Raw genomic sequence first — 14,215 nt, forward strand, 5'->3', positions numbered from 1 at the left:
GGGGGGGGGGCGGTGCGGGCGCCCCCACGGCCCTCCCCCTAACCTGTTATTCCACACCCGCGCCCCGCGTCTTTCCCGCCCGGAATGGGGCGCACACGGGCCACCCGGCGGTACCCCGCCGATTCCCGTGCCGACGTCGTCAGATCGCGGCGGCCAGCCGTGTGCCCTGGTCGATCGCCCGCTTGGCATCGAGTTCGGCGGCCACATCGGCACCGCCGATCACATGGACACTGTGACCCTGCCCGATCAGTGCGGCATACAGGGCCCGGTTGGGTTCCTGGCCGGTACACAGCACGACGGTGTCGACCTCGAGCAGATGCGTGGTGTCGCGCAGGCGGTAGTGCAGGCCGCGATCATCGATGCGTTCATAGTGTGCGCCCGCGATCATCTCGACGCCGCGATGCCGGAGTTCGGTCCGGTGGATCCAGCCGGTCGTCTTGCCCAGCCCCGCGCCGAGCTTGCTGGTCTTGCGTTGCAGGACAGTGACTGTGCGGGCGGTGGCGGGCCGGACGGCCTCGGTCAGGCCGCCGCGGTGACGATGCAGGCCGTCGACTCCCCATGCGGCGAGGAAGGTCGCGACCTCGGGCTCGGCGGCGGAATCGGCGGCGGTGAGGAACTGCGCGACATCGAATCCGATGCCACCGGCGCCCAGCACGGCCACCCGCTCACCGACGAATGCCTTGTCACGCAACACATCGAGATAGCCGAGCACCATCGGATGGTCGATGCCGGGCAGGTCATCGGGAACCCGGGGAACGACGCCGGTGGCGAGCACGATCTCGTCGAAGGACCCGTCGGTCAGCGTCGCGACGGTGGCGGGGGTGTGCAAGCGCACCCGCACACCGGTCGCGTCCAGGCGATACCGGAAATAGCGCAGCGTCTCGTCGAACTCGCTCTTGCCCGGCACCCGGCGCGCGATGTCGAGCTGACCACCGATCTGGCCCGCGGCCTCGAAAACAGTGACCTCGTGGCCGCGCTCGGCGGCGGTGGTGGCGAACGCCAGCCCGGCCGGGCCCGCGCCGACGACCGCGAGGCGCTTGCGTCTGCGGGTGGGTCCGATCACGAGTTCGGTTTCGTGGCAGGCGCGCGGATTGACCAGGCACGAGGTGATTTTCATGCTGAACGTGTGGTCGAGGCAGGCCTGATTGCAGCCGATGCAGGTGTTGATGCGTTCGGGGGTGCCCGCGGCGGCCTTGTTGACGAACTCGGCGTCGGCCAGGAACGGGCGGGCCATCGACACCATGTCGGCGTAACCGCCGGCGAGTAGCTCCTCGGCCGTGTCGGGGGTGTTGATGCGGTTGCTGGTGACCAGTGGCACCGAGACCGCGCCCATCAACTTCCGGGTGACCCAGGCGTAGGCGCCGCGCGGCACCGAGGTCGCGATGGTGGGGATGCGTGCCTCGTGCCAGCCGATGCCGGTGTTGATGATGCTCGCCCCGGCGGCCTCGATACGCTGGGCCAGGTCGACGACCTCGTCGAAAGTGGAGCCGTCGGGGACCAGGTCGAGCATCGAGAGCCGATAGACGACGATGAAATCGTTACCGACGGCCGCGCGGACCCGCCGGACGATCTCGACGGGGAAGCGGATCCGGTTGCCGTAGCTGCCGCCCCAGTGGTCGGTGCGCTTGTTGGTGTGGGCGGCGATGAACTCGTTGATCAGATAGCCTTCCGACCCCATGATCTCCACACCGTCGTAGCCCGCCCGCCGGGCCAGCACGGCGCTGCGCACGAAATCCTCGATGGTCTGCTCGATCTCGGCGTCGGTGAGTTCACGCGGTGGGAACGGGCTGATCGGGGCCTGCAGCGGGCTCGGCGCGACCAGTTCGGGATGGTAGGCGTAGCGGCCGAAATGCAGGATCTGCATCGCGATCTTGCCGCCCGCGGCATGCACGGCGTCGGTGACCACGCGATGCCGGTCGGCTTCGGCGGCCTCGGTCAGCATCGCGCCACCGGGGTAGGGGCGCGCCGCCTCGTTGGGGGCGATACCGCCGGTGATGATGAGGCCGGCGCCGCCGCGGGCCCGTTCGGCGTAGAACGCCGCCATCCGCGCGTAGCCGTCGGGCGCTTCTTCCAGTCCGACGTGCATCGACCCCATCAGTACGCGGTTGCGCAGGGTGGTGAAGCCCAGGTCGAGCGGTTCGAGCAGATGGGGATATGGCGTCGTGTTCATCGAATGACCTACCGATCGTGTCCGGTGCCGGAGTGGAGTCGTCGGCGCGAGAAGTCGCAGCGCTCAGATAGTAAATTTATTGACTAAGCGATCACGATAGTGCCGGGCTGAAGAGGTGTCCACTGCGGGTGAATCTCTTCCTGTTGACCAGGCTGGGGGAAGTAGCTACTGTCCAAGTAGGTTACTCAACTATTTGACTGTGAGGTGTGCGACGCATCCATTCCGCGCGGCCGTCGAGGCCGAGGACATGACCGCTCTCGAGGCGCTGCTGGCCGAGGACGTGGTGTTCCGCAGCCCCGTCGCGTTCAAGCCCTACCCCGGCAAGGCGATCACCGCGGCGATCCTGCGCGGGGTGACGCGGGTGTTCGAAGACTTCCACTACGTCCGCGAGATCGAGGACGCCGCCGGGCGCGATCACGCCGTCCTGTTCGAAGCGAAGGTCGCCGGCAAACAGATCTTCGGCTGCGACTTCCTGCATTTCGACGCCGACGGCAAGATCGACGAGTTCACCGTCATGGTGCGCCCGCTCTCCGCCGCCACCCTGCTCAGCGAGGCGATGGCCGCCCAGTACCCCCGCATCCAGGCCGAAGCAGCCGAACAACTGCAGCGCGAGGCAGCCGCTCAGCGATGACGCACTACAAGAGCAACGTTCGTGACCTGTCCTTCAACCTGTTCGAGGTCCTCGGTCTGGGCGAACTGCTCGACACGGGCACCTTCGGCGACCTAGACCGCGCCACGGTGGCGGACATGCTCGAGGAGCTGCGCCGCGTCGCCGAAGGACCACTGGGCGCCTCCTTCGCCGACGCCGATCGGCACCCGCCGACTCGGTCACCCTGCCCGAGTGTCGAAGTACCGGTTCGATCCGCACACCGGTGAACTCGGTGAACGCAATCGAACACGCGCGGATGATGGTCGGCACCAAAGCCATCGCGACCCTGTCCAGCGGCTACCTGCACGCGCACCCGGGTCCAAGGCGCCGACCTGACCCGCGCCGGCGACCCGTCCGCACCCCGCGTGCCGATCATCGCCCATCCGGAGGTGCGCCGTTCGCTGATGCTGCAGAAGTCCTACGCCGAAGGGCTGCGCGCGGTCTACTTCTACACCGCCGCGCACCAGGATCCCGTGCTCGCGCACCGGGTTTCGGGTGCCGATCCGGAACTGGCGGGCCGGATCAACGATCTGCTGCTGCCGGTGGTGAAAGGCGTCGGCTCCGAGCGGGCGTATCGCTGTCTGGCCGAATCGCTGCAGACCCTGGGCGGGTCGGGCTACCTGCAGGACTACCCGCTCGAACAGTACCTGCGCGATGCCAAGATCGATTCGATCTACGAGGGCACCACCGCGATCCAGGCACAGGACTTCTTCTTCCGCAAGATCGTTCGCGATCGTGGGACCGCGTTCGCGTACCTGCTCGCGCGGATCGAAGAGTTCACCCGGGACCGCGCCGATACGGCGGAACTGAAGGACGAACGGCAGCTGCTGGCCGCGGCACTCGAGGACGTGCGGGCGATGACCGCGACCCTGACCGGGCACGTCCTGGCTGCGGGGCACGATCCCGGAGGCCTGTACACGATCGGGCTCGGATCGGTGCGCTACCTGCTCGCTGTCGGCGATCTGCTGATCGGGTGGCGGCTGTTGGCGCACGCCCAGGTGGCACTCGACGTGCTGAGCGAACCGGCGGCGGGCACCGACACCACCTTCTATCTGGGTAAAGTGGCCGTCGCGCGGTTCTTCGCCCGCAATGTCCTGCCCGATCTGCACGCCCTGCGCGTCATCCTCGCGGAGCTGGACAACGACATCATGCGCGTCGACGAGGCCGCGTTCTGATGCTGTGAACCGGTGCGGTACCGCAGGGCCCGGGCGAGCACCCGCTCACCCGGGCCCTGCGGCGTGACCACCCCTGTTACCGGCTCAGTTCCATCTTCAGGATCTTGCCCGTCGAGGTCATCGGCAGCGCCGTACGGAACTCCACGATCCGCGGGTACTTGTAGGCCGCGAACTGCTCTTTGCCCCAGGCGATCAGCTCGTCCTCGGTGGTCGGATCCCCCGGGGTCTTGAGCACGACCGCCTTGATCTCCTCACCCAGCGCGGCGTGCGCGACGCCGATCACCGCCACCAGCGACACCGCCGGATGAGTGATCAGCACCTCCTCGAGCTCGCGCGGATAGACGTTGTAGCCGCCGCGGATGATGAGATCCTTGGCCCGGTCGACGATGTAGTAGTAGCCGTCGGCGTCGCGGCGGGCCAGATCGCCGGTGCGGAACCAGCCCTCGCGCAGCACCTCACCGGTCGCGGCGGCCCGGTTGTAGTAGCCCCGCATGACCGGGTGTCCCTTGATCGCGATCTCACCGATCGCGTCCGGGGCATCCGGGATCTCGCACCAGTCGCCGTCGATCAGCTTCATCTGCACACCCCAGATCGGCTTGCCGATCGAGCCCGGCCGGTTCGGTCCGTCCACCGGCGAGAAGCAGGCCGCCGGTGAGGTTTCCGAGAGGCCGTAGCCCTCCAGCACTCGCACGCCGAGCCGTTCGGTCACCTGCCGCAGCAACTCCACCGGCATCGCCGAACCGCCGGAGATCGCGAAATCCAGTGTCGCCGCCGAATTCTCGGTGTCATCGGTGAGCGCGCCGAGCAAGCCGTGATACATCGTCGGGACACCGGCGAAATGGGTGACCGACTCCGCGCGGACGAGCCGCAGCGCCTGGACCGGATCGAACCGTGGCATCAGCACCACGGTGGCGGCAGAGGCGAAGGCGGTGTGCAACTGCAGCGTCTGCCCGAAGGCGTGGAACAGCGGCAGTGCCACCAGGTGGACCTCGGCGCCGTCGTCCGCGCCGACCAGCCGCTGGGAGGTCAGTGCGTTGAGGACCAGATTGGCATGGGTCAGCTCGGCGCCCTTGGGTGCGCCCGTGGTGCCGGAGGTGTAGAGCACGACGGCCGGATCGGTCGCCTCGGTGGCGACGCTGTCGAACACGTCAGGACGGCCCGTCAGCGCCCGGCCCAGTGTTTCGATGCCGGCCAGGGGCGCGGGTGCGGCCGGATCGGCGGTGATCACGAACATCTCCCGGCAGGCCGGCGCCTCATCGAAACCGTCGCGTCCCGCGGTGGCCATCGGCAGATCGGTGGTGTCCTGGAAACAGAAGTAGGCCACGGCATCACTGTCGCGCAGGTGGTAGCCGACTTCGCGGGCCTTGAGCAGCACATTCAGCGGGACGACAACGCCGCCGGCTTTGAGGATGCCGTAATAGACGATCGGGAACCACGCGGTGTTCGGGCACGACAGCGCGACCTTGTCACCGGCGCCGATCCCGCGGCCGGCCAGCAGACCGGCCACCTGGTTGGCCGCCGCGTCGACCTCGGCATAGGTGAGCCGCGCGCCGCCAGACACCACGGCGACGCGGCCGGGGTGATTGCGGGCCGAATCTTCCAGCAACACAGCGAGATTGAGCATGTCAGGCGTTCCGTCCTCGGTCGGTGTGCGGTGTTCGGGGGTCCGCGGGCGCGGAGCAGTGTCGGTGGGGGCGTCGTCGGTTCATCCGAACTCCAATACTCAACTTTATTACTAGGTGTGAATTTGACTATATGGCACGGATCGCCGAGGTGTCTCCCGATTCGCGCGATCGGTGGACGGCCCCGACTGGTAGCTGCGCGCGATCATCGCCGAACGCAGCTGCCACAGGTCGGCGGAGCGGATCGGGTCGAAACCGGTCAGCTGGGCGACCCGGCGCATCCGGTAGTCGACGGTGTTGGTGTGCACGTGCAGCAGCCGCGCGGTCCGCCTGCGGTTCATGTTGTTGGCCACGTGCACGCGCAGGGTCTCGTACAACTCGGGAAAGGCATCCAGCGGCGCCAGCAGCTCGCCGAGCCTGGCCCGGCCGGGACCCGGCCTGGTCAGCTGGTATTCCAGGGCAAGGTCGTCGAACCGGTACAGGCCCGGCAGGCATTCCAGGCGTTCGACGATGTCGAGCAGCTCGTGCGCGCGCTGCGCGGCATCGGGGATCTCGCCGGTCGCCGCGGAGATCACCGTGGCCAGGATGTCCGCCCGCGCGGACTGCGACAGTCCGGCGACGAGCGCGTCGAGACTGTCCTCGTCGGCCAGGTCCGACGGGATCAGCAGGGTGCCGCCGTCGACCGACAGCAATGCCAACACCGATTCGCCACAGCGTTGCGCGAGCGCGGTCTGCACCCGGCGCAGCGTGCGCCGCGCGATCACCCCGCCGTCGAACCGCCGGTCGCGTTCGTCAGGATGTCGCTGGATCGACAGCGCCACGACGTGATAGGCGCTCGCGACACCGATCCCGCATTCGCGCGCCATGGTGGTGGTCGGCTGACCGGCCAGCAGTGCGGAGGTCAGCGTGTGCACCGACGAATGATGCTGACCCGCGATCGCGCGATACTCCCGGATATAGGTGCGGGCGACCGTGGCGCACAACTGATCCGAGATCGCCATGGCCGTGCGGAAACCGTCGACGAGTGTGTCGCGGTCGGCGTCGCTGTCGCGCTCGCAGACGAGATCCATGCTCAGGCGCAGGCCCTCGTGGAAGGCGTGCAGGATCGTGTCGATCGGGATGCCCTCGTGCGCCCATCCGGCGGCGGCGTGCGCGAGCCGATCCATTTTCACGGTGACGTCGCCGCCGTCGATCACCCCGCCCACGATCTCCAGGCACATTCTGGTGACCGTGGTGACGTCGCCGGTGATCGCCTCACCCGGCAGGGCTCCGCAGACGGCCACCTGCTCGGCGAAATGACCGACCAGCCGAGCGGTCACGGTGCGCACATCGCGCAGCGGCCGCCACAGCGGTGGGTGCTCCAGCGGGATCGTCATCGGTGACCACCTCCTCGCACCACGAACCGGCGCCGGTGGTGCCAGAGGAGTCTCGCGTGGTCGGGGTGGCCGGTGCTGCGCCGCGAGCGGTGGAGTTTTCTGTTGAATCCGCTCATCGCCGAGCAACAGTGTCATCGCCGGGACAGGCCGGGATCGGGGCCTGTCACCGAGATGCGCCCCGGGTCAGAAATGTTGTGGGCGGTGGGTCATCAGCCAATGGCGCAGGGCGAGCTGCAGATCCAGCTGCCGATCGGGGCGGCGCATGGTCTCGCCGAACAATTCGTTGAGCCGGCGCACGCGATAGCGGACCGTCTGCGCGTGCACCCCCAACCGTTGCGCCGCGGCCGGAGCGTTGAACCGGCATTCCAGGCAGGCGAGCAGCGTTTCGGCCAGCCGGTAGGGTTCGCTGCCCTCGCCCGCCAGCGGCGCGAGCAGTTCGGCGGCCAGACCGGCCACGAGATCGTCGTTGCGGGCGATCAGCAGATCCGGGACGTGATCGAGCGCGCGGACCGGCCCCTCGGCGCGCAGATGACCGGACCGCACCATATCGAGAGTGCGTCGCGCCCAGTCCAGCGAGTCAGCGACGCCGTCGGGGCCGGTGGTCGGGCCGACCACGCCGATCCGCCCGTGCAGCGAAGAATGCAGCGCCGCACGGTTTTCGGGGTCGTCGGGATCGGCCACGACGAAGCACTGCTGGGCCAGATGCAGTCCCGACACCCAGGTATCGGGCAATGTTAGGTCGGCCCGGCGAAAGGGATCGCGGGTCGGTTCGTCGACGGCGACGGCGGCCACGGTGCGAGGCAGCGGCCAGTCCGCTGCCGCGGCCGCGGCCCGGACGGACTGGGGGTCGGCGGCGGGTTCGAGCAGCAGCTCCAGCAGCCTGCGGCGCCTGCGGGTCTGTTCACCGCCCTCGGCGGCCTCCGCGTAGCCCTCGCGCAGTGCTGCCATGACCGAGTTCTGGAAGAGCATGACCTGCTGGGCCACCTGCCCGATCGTGGCCGCGGTCACCGACGGCAACGTCATCGAGAGCTCGGCGAAGCGGGCGATCGACACCCCGGTCCCGATCCGGAACGCCGTCTGGCGCAGCTCGGGCGCGAAACCCTCCACCGCGTCCGCGCGACCCACTTCGCGCAGGAAGGCCCGCAGGTCGGTCAGCGGGGTCTCGTCGTCCTCGAGCAGATCGAGGAATGTGCTGTTGCACCACTGGACGATCAGGGCGCCGATCTCGTGATCGCGGCGTCCCAGCGGCCGCAGCTGGTCGGCCAGCTGGGTTTCGATGGCCTCGATGGCCGCGCGGGAGACCTCGGCATTGTGTTCGCGCAGCAGGGCGATGACCGCGGCGGACTCGTCCTCGGTGAGTTCGTGATCGATCAGGTTGTACCGCACCGCACCTCCGAGCCGCCCGGCCGGCGCGCGCGAGCCGACGCCGAGGGTTTCGGCCCGAAATTGTCACGAACAGGTCACGGACGGGATAGATTGATTGCTCAATTAGTCAACTAATGGAGAGATTACCTGTCCGGGCGAACCGGCGGGAGGGCACGATGACCTCGCAACTCGACCCGCGGCTGCCGGACCTGCTCCGCGTGGGCACCGCCGACGTGATCGACGAGATCGAACAGGATTTCCGGCGCCGGACCCCCGGTGTCGCCGACACCTGGGAAGCCGCCACCAGCTGGTCGCTGCACGCGATCATCGAGGAGACGATCACCGGTTTCCTCGACGAACTCGCCGGCGAACCGCCGATCTGGTCGGCCGCGAACTCGCTGTACCGGCGGCTCGGCGCCGAACTGGGCAATCAGGAACGCGATCTGGAACCGGTGCAGACCGCACTGCAGGTCGGCGGACAGATCGCGTGCCGCCGGTTCATCCGGGCCGCCTACCGATACGGCTGGTCGGAGGAGGTACTGGCCACCCTCACCGACCGGCTCTTCGCGATGATCGCCACGGCAGGTGACGCCGCGAACCAGGGTTACCTGCGTCAGCAGGGGCAGCTGGGCACCGATCGGGACCGGCACCGGGCGAGACTGCGCGACTTGCTGATCCGTGAAGCACCGCCGGGCCCCGCGGAGATCCGGCAACTCGCCCGGGAGGCCGCCTGGCCGGTGCCGCAGCGCATTGCGATCCTGGTCGCGGCGCACCGGACGGGGCCGAGTCACGGCATCCTGCCCCCGGACGTACTGGTCGACTGGGCGGCGCCGGCACCGTATGTGATCGTGCCCGACCCGGACCGGCCGCACCGCGTGCGCCAGATCGTGAACCTGCTGCGCAGCCCGTCGGTCGCGATCGGGCCGACCGTGCCGGTGACCGGCGGCGCGCAGTCGCTGCGTTGGGCCCGCTACGCCGTCACCCTGATCGACCGCGGCATCCTGGCGCCGGCTCCGGCGCTGCGCTGCGTCGAGCACACGGCCACGATCTCGGCGTCGCTGGCCGAGGACCTGATGGCGGCCTCGGCGCGGGAGATCCTCGGTGAGCTGGCAACCTTGCCGTCCCAGCGGGCGCAACCGCTGCTGGAAACCCTGCTGGCCTATCTCGAATGCGGCGGCAACGCCCTGCTCGCCGGCGAACGGCTCGGCGTGCACAGTCAAACCGTGCGTCATCGGCTGCGCCGGGTGACCGAGCTGATCGGCCGGCCGATCGACGATCCCGACCGCAGGCTGGACCTGATGAGCATCGTGAACTGGCAGTGCCGCATCCTCGCCGGAGTCCGGTCCGCCGAGCCCGCGGCCACGTACCGTGGGCAGGGTTGATGTCCGCGCGATCACTTGAGGGAGCTTCGATGACCACCGACCTCACCGCGCTGTCACTGGACGAGCGCGCCGCGCTCGGCAGCGGCGCCGACTTCTGGACGACGAAAGCGGTCGGCCCGGTGCCCTCGCTGCTGCTCACCGACGGCCCCCACGGTGTCCGCCGCCAGGACGGCGCCACCGATCACCTCGGATTGGCGGGCAGCAAACCCGCGACCTGCTTCCCGCCGGCGGTCGGCCTCGGCCAGAGTTTCGACCCCGACCTGGTACGGCGCGTGGGGGAGGCGCTGGGCCGGGAGGCGCGCGCACTCGGCGTGGATGTCCTGCTCGGGCCGGGCATCAATATCAAGCGGGACCCGCGTGGCGGCCGCAACTTCGAGTACTACTCCGAGGACCCGGTCCTGACCGGCGTGCTCGGCGCGGCCTGGGTGACCGGGTTGCAGAGCGTCGGGGTCGGCGCCTCGCTGAAGCATTTCGCCGCCAACAACGCCGAATTCGACCGGATGCGGATCAGTGCCGACATCGACCCCCGCACCCTGCGCGAGATCTACCTGCGGGCCTTCGCTCACATCGTGCGCACCGCGCGGCCGTGGACGGTGATGTGCTCCTACAACCGGATCAACGGCGTCTACGCCTCCCAGAACCGGTGGCTGCTCACCGATGTCCTGCGCGGGGAATGGGGATTCGACGGTGCCGTCGTCTCGGACTGGGGCGCGGTCGACGACCGGCCCGCCGCCGTCGCGGCCGGACTCGACCTCGAGATGCCCGGTGGCGGCAGCGGTGACGAGAAGGTCGTGGCCGCGGTGCGCGCGGGCAAGCTCGACGAGGCGAGCGTCGACCGGGCAGCGGCCACTGTCGCCACCCTCGCCGACCGCGTGACGCAGGGCCGGGCACACGATCTCGCACCCTTCGCTGTCGAGGACCACCATCGGCTCGCGCGCGAAGTCGCCGGACGCTGTGTCGTGCTGTTACGCAACGAACGCGAACTGCTGCCCCTGGCCGCGGGGCGTTCGCTGGCGGTCATCGGCGCCTTCGCCGTGGAACCGCGCTACCAGGGCGGCGGCAGTTCACACGTCAACCCGACCCGGGTGGATGTGCCGCTCGAGGAGATCCGCGCCCTGGCCGGCGAGGCGGAGGTGTCGTTCAGCCGTGGTTTCGATGCCGCCGACGACGCCGACCCGGCGGCACTGCGTGCCGAAGCGGTCGCCGCCGCCGCGCGCGCCGAGGTCGCGGTGGTGTTCCTCGGCCTCGGTGAAAGCCAGGAGTCCGAGGGATTCGACCGCACCGACATCGACCTGCCCGCCGACCAGATCGAACTGCTCACCGCGGTGGTCCAGGCGCAGCCCGACACCGTGGTCGTGCTCTCCCACGGCGGGGTCCTGGCACAGCCTCCGGTCACCGCGCCCGCGGTGCTCGACGGCGCGCTGCTGGGCCAGGCCGGTGGCGGCGCACTGGCCGACGTCCTGTTCGGCGTGGTCAACCCCTCGGCGCGGCTGGCCGAAACGGTCCCGCTGCGCCTGCAAGACACCCCGGCCTACCCGTGGTTCCCCGGCGAGAACGGTCACGCCCGCTACGGCGAAGGACTGTTCGTCGGCTACCGCTGGTACGACATCCGTGCCGCCGACGTGGCCTACCCCTTCGGTCACGGCCTGTCCTACACCAGCTTCGACTACACCGGCCTGACACTGGCCACCGACGGCTCCCGGCTCACCGTCGAGGTCGACATCACCAACAGCGGTGCCCGTGCGGGCCGCGAAGTGGTCCAGGTGTATACGGGACGGCCGGGCTCGGCGGTGTCGCGGCCGATCCGTGAGCTGGCCGCGATCGCGGTCACCGGTGATCTGGAACCCGGTGCGAGCGAACATGTTTCGATCAGTGTCGACCGAGATCAGCTGGCGTACTGGGAGACCCGCACCGACCAGTGGGTGGTCGAGGGCGGAACCTACCGAGTGTGGGTGGGTGCGTCGAGCCGGGACCTGCGCGCCGACGGCGAGATCGAACTCGCCGGTGACGAGGTGCGGGTCCCGATCACCGCGTCCTCCACCCTCGGTGAAGTACTGACCGACCCCGCGGCCGCCGCCGCGCTGGCGGAAGTGTTCGGCGCGGGCACTCCCGACAGCGGCGCGGCACTGGGCGTGGACATCATGAAGATGATCGCCTCGGTGCCGTTGAACCGGCTCGCCAATTTCGGTGTCGCACCGGAGAAGATCGACACACTGCTCGATCCGACGAACTGAGCGTGCGCGACACCCCCGGGCGACTCGCGGCCTGGGGGTGTCGCGGTCACTACTTGGCCAGCGCGACAGCGAGTTCCGGCTCGCGGTCGGTGGCAGGCGGTGCGGCGGGCGTGTCGCCCTTCGGGATGAACACCGCGACCACACCGGCGAGCGCGATGGCACCGGCCGCCATCCAGAACGCGGTCGAGAACGCCGAATCCGTCGGCAGTGCCGACCCGGCGACAACACTGCCCGCCAGCACGGTGGCCGCCACCTGGGAACCGATCGACGAACCGACCGAACGGATCAGCGCGTTGACGCCGGTGCTCTCCGCGGTCTTCGCCGCCGGCACCGCGGACATGATCAGGTTCGGCATCGCCGCCATGCCCAGCCCGATACCGACGAAGGTCACCACGGTGAATGCGACGACCGCGCCTTGGGACCCGTGTGCCAGCGCCAGTGCCGCGAAGCCCGCCGCGGCGATGAACGCGCCGACGACCAGCGGCACCGCGGCCCGCACCCGGGCCACCAGACGTCCGGCCACCACCGCGGCGGCCAGCATGGCGATCGAGCCCGGGATCATCAGCAGGCCCGAACCGGTCGCGTCCATCCCGAAACCGTATTCGCCGGTGTCGGGGGCCTGTGCCAGCTGCGGGATGAGCGAGAACACCGCGAACATGCCCGCACCGAAGAGCAGCATGGCGATATTGGTGATCAGCACGATCGGCCGGCGCAGCACCCGCATGTCGATCAGCGGTTCGGTGGTGCGGTTCTCGAAGAAGACGAAACCGACCAGCACGACCAGGCCGCCGATGATGAGACCGAGCGTGCGCGCGTCGGTCCAGCCCCAGGTGGAGCCGCGGCTCAGGGCGAGCAGGGGCATGGTGAGGCCGACGCTGAGCAAGGCGATGCCGACGACATCGATACGGCCGGGTGTCGGGATGCTGCGTTCGGGCACCCGCAGCACGCCGGCCAGCGCGATCACCGACATGATGGCACCGGACCAGAACACCCACTGCCAGGACAGGTGGTCGATCAGCAGGCCGCCGATGAGCAGGCCGCCACCGGCGCCGATGCCGGCCAGCGCGGAGATCAGACCCAGTGCGCCACCGCGCTTCTCGGCGGGGAAGGTGTCGCCGATGATGCCGTAGCAGAGCGGGAAGATGCCGCCGCCGGCACCCTGGATCACCCGGGCGGCGACGAGCACCCAGATCGAGGGCGCGAGCGCGCCGATCACACTGCCGAGCGCGAACAGCGCGAGCGCGACGACGAGCAGCTTCTTCTTGCCGTACATGTCACCGAGGCGGCCGAAGACCGGGGTGAGGATGGCCGCCGAGATCAGGTACGCGGTCAGCACCCAGCCGACATCGGCGGTGCTCGCACCCAGCTCGTGGCCCAGGATCATGACACCGGGCACGATCGCGGTCTGCGCCAGCGCGAACGCGGCGGCGGCCAGTGCGAGGAACAGGAGATTGGCCCCGAGTCCGCCGGAGCCGGGTGCGGCCTCCGGCTCCCGGGTTGTCAGTTCTGTCATGGGTTTTCACGCCTCCGTGCGTCCGCGAGCCAGTAAGTGGACCTCGAAGTCCATATAGAACTATAGTGGACCCTGGAGTCCGTTTAACACAGAGGGAGGCGTTGTGATCATCACTACTGCCCGATTCGGCACAATCGCACTGTGACCGCTCCCGAGCCCGACCCGCTGCCCGACGACGACTGGTCGAACAAACGATCCGACGCCCGGCGCAATCACGAACGGGTGGTCGCCGCGGCGGTGGAAGTGTTCGCCGAATACGGCATCGACGCGACCATTCCGCAGGTCGCCGAGCGCGCGGGGGTCGGCAAAGCGACCGTCTACCGCAGCTTTCCCACCAAAGACGCGCTGGTGCAGGCGGTGGCGCACTATCAGCGCGCCTGGTTCCACCGCCGCGGCCTGGCCGCCCTCGAACAACTCAACGCCGGCGGCGACCCCCTCACGATCCTGCGCGACATGCTCGCCGACACCGTCGAGCGCCTCGCCAACGACCGCGCCCTCGCCGAAGCGCTCCCCGCGACGACCCCGGCACAGGAACCGGGATCACTGCAGCCGATCATCGCCGCCGGCCAGCGACAGGGCGTCATCCGCGAGGACGTGACCGCCCAGCACGTCAAAGTGCTGCTCGGCGGCGTCGCGGGCAGCCTGTTCCGCCAGCAGGAACGCGACCCCGAACAGTGGCGGATCTACGGCGACCTGATCTTCAACGCGTTGAAGAAAGTGTGAGGCGAA

10 protein-coding genes and 1 pseudogene are annotated in these 14,215 nt (G+C 69.1%); 6 read left to right on the forward strand and 5 right to left on the reverse strand.

Annotated elements, in window-relative coordinates; all coding sequences use genetic code 11:
• Positions 1-139 precede the first annotated feature (139 nt).
• On the reverse strand, positions 140-2,170 hold the full coding sequence (locus ACWEMY_RS13595; RefSeq protein ID WP_452390262.1) for an oxidoreductase: 2,031 nt from the start codon (positions 2,168-2,170) through the stop codon (positions 140-142).
• A gap of 199 nt (positions 2,171-2,369) precedes the next feature.
• Here ACWEMY_RS13595 and ACWEMY_RS13600 point away from each other — a divergent pair, with 199 nt between their 5' ends.
• The 3 genes and pseudogenes from ACWEMY_RS13600 to ACWEMY_RS13610 form a co-directional block, all read left to right on the forward strand.
• Positions 2,370-2,801 (forward strand): nuclear transport factor 2 family protein, encoded by a 432-nt coding sequence (locus ACWEMY_RS13600; protein ID WP_452390263.1) that lies wholly within the window; start codon positions 2,370-2,372, stop codon positions 2,799-2,801.
• Complete coding sequence (locus tag ACWEMY_RS13605) at positions 2,798-3,046, forward strand: acyl-CoA dehydrogenase family protein (RefSeq protein WP_452390264.1); 249 nt, start codon at positions 2,798-2,800, stop codon at positions 3,044-3,046. Before ACWEMY_RS13600 ends, ACWEMY_RS13605 begins: the two co-directional genes overlap by 4 nt.
• Before the next feature lie 8 nt (positions 3,047-3,054).
• Positions 3,055-3,994: pseudogene (locus tag ACWEMY_RS13610) on the forward strand (acyl-CoA dehydrogenase); the annotation flags it as partial.
• Positions 3,995-4,070: 76 nt separating this feature from the next.
• On the opposite strand, the gene ACWEMY_RS13615 reads toward ACWEMY_RS13610, so the two are convergent.
• The 3 genes from ACWEMY_RS13615 to ACWEMY_RS13625 form a co-directional block, all read right to left on the reverse strand.
• The gene (locus tag ACWEMY_RS13615; RefSeq protein WP_452390265.1) at positions 4,071-5,618 is read right to left on the reverse strand and encodes a long-chain-fatty-acid--CoA ligase; all 1,548 of its coding nucleotides are present in this window, start codon (positions 5,616-5,618) and stop codon (positions 4,071-4,073) included.
• Positions 5,619-5,729: 111 nt separating this feature from the next.
• Complete coding sequence (locus ACWEMY_RS13620; protein ID WP_452390266.1) at positions 5,730-6,992, reverse strand: PucR family transcriptional regulator; 1,263 nt, start codon at positions 6,990-6,992, stop codon at positions 5,730-5,732.
• 183 nt (positions 6,993-7,175) lie between these two features.
• Positions 7,176-8,378 (reverse strand): PucR family transcriptional regulator, encoded by a 1,203-nt coding sequence (locus tag ACWEMY_RS13625; RefSeq protein ID WP_452390267.1) that lies wholly within the window; start codon positions 8,376-8,378, stop codon positions 7,176-7,178.
• A 155-nt stretch (positions 8,379-8,533) separates the two neighbouring features.
• On the opposite strand from ACWEMY_RS13625, the gene ACWEMY_RS13630 reads away from it, so the two are divergent.
• Together ACWEMY_RS13630 and ACWEMY_RS13635 are read left to right on the forward strand one after the other, a co-directional pair.
• Positions 8,534-9,739, forward strand: a complete 1,206-nt coding sequence (locus tag ACWEMY_RS13630) for a PucR family transcriptional regulator (protein WP_452390268.1) — start codon at positions 8,534-8,536, stop codon at positions 9,737-9,739.
• A 29-nt stretch (positions 9,740-9,768) separates the two neighbouring features.
• Entirely contained in the window at positions 9,769-11,973 is a 2,205-nt protein-coding gene (locus ACWEMY_RS13635; RefSeq protein ID WP_452390269.1) for a glycoside hydrolase family 3 C-terminal domain-containing protein, read from the forward strand.
• Positions 11,974-12,022: 49 nt separating this feature from the next.
• Here ACWEMY_RS13635 and ACWEMY_RS13640 read toward each other — a convergent pair whose 3' ends face one another.
• Complete coding sequence (locus ACWEMY_RS13640; RefSeq protein ID WP_452390270.1) at positions 12,023-13,486, reverse strand: MFS transporter; 1,464 nt, start codon at positions 13,484-13,486, stop codon at positions 12,023-12,025.
• 141 nt (positions 13,487-13,627) lie between these two features.
• Here ACWEMY_RS13640 and ACWEMY_RS13645 point away from each other — a divergent pair, with 141 nt between their 5' ends.
• Positions 13,628-14,209 carry a TetR family transcriptional regulator gene (locus ACWEMY_RS13645; protein ID WP_452390271.1) on the forward strand — a complete coding sequence of 194 codons (582 nt, stop codon included), beginning with the start codon at positions 13,628-13,630 and terminating at the stop codon, positions 14,207-14,209.
• Positions 14,210-14,215: the final 6 nt, after the last annotated feature.

Source organism: Nocardia sp. NPDC004415 (assembly GCF_053602435.1).